The organism is Desulfovulcanus sp. (assembly GCF_982781345.1).
The window spans coordinates 1-3,261 of the sequence record NZ_CEYAEZ010000102.1 but is presented as its reverse complement, the minus strand read 5'-3'; the positions used below and the strand labels follow the sequence as shown (position 1 = coordinate 3,261).

Annotated in this window: 5 protein-coding genes; all 5 read right to left on the bottom strand. The window is 41.7% G+C overall.

All coding sequences use genetic code 11. The features are described from left to right. Window positions 1–425: 425 nt before the first annotated feature. The 5 genes from AC3WVG_RS11210 to AC3WVG_RS11190 all read right to left on the bottom strand — a co-directional run bounded on the left by AC3WVG_RS11210 (window position 426) and on the right by AC3WVG_RS11190 (window position 2,929). The gene (locus AC3WVG_RS11210; protein WP_488798205.1) at window positions 426–611 is read right to left on the bottom strand and encodes a (2Fe-2S)-binding protein; all 186 of its coding nucleotides are present in this window, start codon (window positions 609–611) and stop codon (window positions 426–428) included. Window positions 612–712: 101 nt separating this feature from the next. Next, window positions 713–1,027 carry an arsenic metallochaperone ArsD family protein gene (locus tag AC3WVG_RS11205; protein WP_488798204.1) on the bottom strand — a complete coding sequence of 105 codons (315 nt, stop codon included), beginning with the start codon at window positions 1,025–1,027 and terminating at the stop codon, window positions 713–715. 140 nt (window positions 1,028–1,167) lie between these two features. Further along, window positions 1,168–1,398, bottom strand: a complete 231-nt coding sequence (locus tag AC3WVG_RS11200; RefSeq protein WP_488798203.1) for a thioredoxin family protein — start codon at window positions 1,396–1,398, stop codon at window positions 1,168–1,170. 15 nt (window positions 1,399–1,413) lie between these two features. Further along, window positions 1,414–2,499, bottom strand: a complete 1,086-nt coding sequence (locus AC3WVG_RS11195; RefSeq protein WP_488798202.1) for a permease — start codon at window positions 2,497–2,499, stop codon at window positions 1,414–1,416. Window positions 2,500–2,575: 76 nt separating this feature from the next. Further along, complete coding sequence (locus tag AC3WVG_RS11190; RefSeq protein ID WP_488798201.1) at window positions 2,576–2,929, bottom strand: ArsR/SmtB family transcription factor; 354 nt, start codon at window positions 2,927–2,929, stop codon at window positions 2,576–2,578. Between the last annotated feature and the right edge of the window lie 332 nt (window positions 2,930–3,261).

Below are 3,261 nucleotides of genomic sequence, written 5' to 3'. Positions count from 1 at the left end.
AGATTTGTAAATAAAAGTTACCGCTTACAAAGTGGGTGCGGGATGCATAAAGGGGATCGTTAGTTAAATGTTACTTAGTGTCTTTTTTTGTATTTATGATGTGTCTCGAAAATTTGATTAAATAGCCTCCCTATGCACAGCTTTCCCGCAAGCTTTGCCAAGATGTGTTACCCAACCCATTTGTAATGTATTTCAGAAAACAGGGCCTTTAACATCGCTGAGATTACAATATATGTATATTTATTAAATGAGCCCAAAAGTTGAGGCAGTAAGCTAAGCCCGGATTCTTGTCACAGTTAACAATCAGGCTGTCTTAATTGGCCAGGCTAAATCTCTACTCACCTACTCAACTGCTCAACCCAAGTGCAGCCATCGGATGCACCACTGTCCTCCTGCCCGAGGAGGGCCTTGATTTCCTTGGAGCATCACCTTTTGCGTGGATTTAATTCCTTGCATCTGCTTATAGTGCAAGCCCCGGTTACTTCTTTAATGTCTTGTAAACTCCTGGCTCCCTTTTGGATAGCTTCTTTGATTTGTCCTTTGCTTATACCAGAGCAATAACAAACCAATTCCTCGTCAGGAGCCTGAAGAATATCTGGTGTAAACTTCATGTATCTACCTTACAATATTTTTACGCAAGAACCAGGTAAAGTCTTTTTACCCGCATCTGCTAAAAAGTTTTAAGCTAAAATAGAGTAGTTTTTTGATAACTTTATTTGTTTAAGGCCGTTTCCAGTTCTTCATAATTTGGATAATGGCCGTGGAAGACCATTTTTCCATTGATGAAAATAGCAGGCAGGCCGGAATCTCCCTCATTTTGCAAGATGTGCACAAGTTCTTTGCGTTCCCGAAAGCGATTTAGATGTAAATTCAAAGAGTATATAAGGTAAGTAATGTCGTTTTTATATTTTTTTTTCAATTTGATGAGAGTTTGCTGCAGTTTTTCCAGATTGCTGTCTATCTTCATTCCTGGCCTGCAGCCACAGCCCAAAAAGGGAACATAAATTTCCATCTTGATTTTGGTCATCTTTATCTCTTTTAAGACTAAAACGCTAAGATGTTAATTTTTCCACGGGTGCATCCGTTTCGATGTCCTGGTTACGTCATTTTGGGTCCCGCCTAAAGCGGGACCACGGTTCTTATGGTTAATTATCCAGTTCCTTAAATTCATCCCAGCCATGACAGCACTTCTTCTTTTGTGGGCACTTTGCCTGTGGACTTGACCTCGCCATCAATAACTATGCCCGGAGGAGACAGCACGCCATAGCTGGCAATTTCCTGAATGTCGGTAACCTTTTCGATTTTGGCCTCAATTCCGGCTTCTTGTACAGCTTCTTCAACTATTTTGGCTGTTTTCTGACAGGTTGGGCAACCAGTACCCAGGATTTTGATTTCCATAATTTTTTCCTCCCGTTAAATCAGATAATTAAATAAATAACCAACAATTAAAATCCCTGAGCCAACAACTGCAATAAATGTAAGGATAAGTTTTACTTTCAGGACCTTGCGCAGGATGACCATCTCCGGAAAAGACAGGGCAATAACACTCATCATAAAGGCCAGCACTGTGCCTAAACTTGCGCCTTTACCCAAAAGCGCCTCAACAACGGGTACTATGCCGGCTGCATTAGAATACATGGGGATGCCGATTAATACTGCCACAGGTACTGACCACCAGGTGTTTTTGCCCATTATAGAAGCCATGAAGTTTTCCGGCACATAACCGTGAATGGCAGCGCCCACGGCAATGCCAAGCACTAAATAGATCCAGACTTTGCCCACGATATCTTTAACCGTATGGGCGGCATAGCGAATGCGGTCTTCCCAGGTCTTTGTATCTTCCGGCACATCATCGGCACTGGTTCGTATTTTTAGAACCCAATCCTGGATGTGTCTTTCCATGGACAGGCGACCAATAACCCAGCCGGCCACAATGGCCACCAATAAACCCGTACCCATGTAAATGGCTGCGATTTTCCAGCCTAAAAGGCCGTATAAAAGAACCACGGCAATTTCATTAACCATGGGCGCGGAGATTAGAAAGGAAAAAGTTACACCTAAAGGGATACCGGCTGTTACAAAGCCGATAAATAATGGCACGGCAGAACAGGTACAAAACGGAGTAACTATGCCCAAAAGGGCAGCCATGATATTGCCTATGAATTCTTTTTTTCCGGCCAGGATTTTTCTGGTTCGTTCCGGAGTAAAAAAGGAACGGATAATGCCTACAAAAAAGATGACCAGGCTCATCAGCATGAGTACCTTTGGAGTATCATAGGCAAAGAATAGGAGCGCCTCGCCTAGATGAGTGCCAGGTTCTAGACCCAAAAGGTCAAAAACCAAGAATTTTGAAAACCGAAGAAGCTGGGTGTAAATGATCACCCATAAAAAAAAGGCCAGAATTACAAGAGCTATGTATTTAGCAAGGCCTGATTTTTGTTTGTTATTTGGCCCGGGAGTATTCCCACAAGCACAGTTGATTTTCTCCAGAGGTTTCATTTTTCACCCTCCCTTTTTTATTAGAATTTAAGATGGGTTTGTGTGTCCACGGACAACTATGGTAAATAACCCGCAATTATTCTTTACAAATAGTTTCACGAGATATGTATTTTAATGAACCAAGCAATTTTTTTATCTCCGGATCATCGTTTAACCACTGCTTTAAATGCATAAGCATGGTCCGGGCATAAATAGAGTCATCATTATCGGTAGCGCTGGCTAGCTTGTAGTTTACCCACATGCCTTTTTTGCTACTTTCTACAAGACCTGCTTCTTCCAGTACTTTTAAGTGTTTGGAGATGGTAGGCTGGGCCAGCCCCAAGGCGGCCCGAATCTCGCAGACACACATTTCCCTTTGTTCTAGCATCTTGATAATTTTGACCCGATTTGGGTCAGATAGGGCCTTCATTGTCTTTAGAAATTGTTTCATAGCTTTATCCCCATATTGCTATATAGCAATATAGTTATTTAATTTTAGCTGTCAACATGTTTTTTTGTTTGTTTCTAACGGATTGAAATAACAAGTGAAGTTTTTGTTTTTATCCGGGCGGTTCTTCTCTAACCTCAGTCTGAGAACAAGAGGATATTAAGGCTATTAATGGAAATATTGTAACCAATCATAGGGTAGCAAGCAGGCCCAAAGGGCTGGGGACTTTGTGCGGTTACGAAATATTTGCTAGGAGTGGGTTTAAATTTTAGGAATTGAACACTAGTGTCCGGTTAAAATTTTTAATAAAGGCGGTGGTTTAGGGGTTCGGTTTT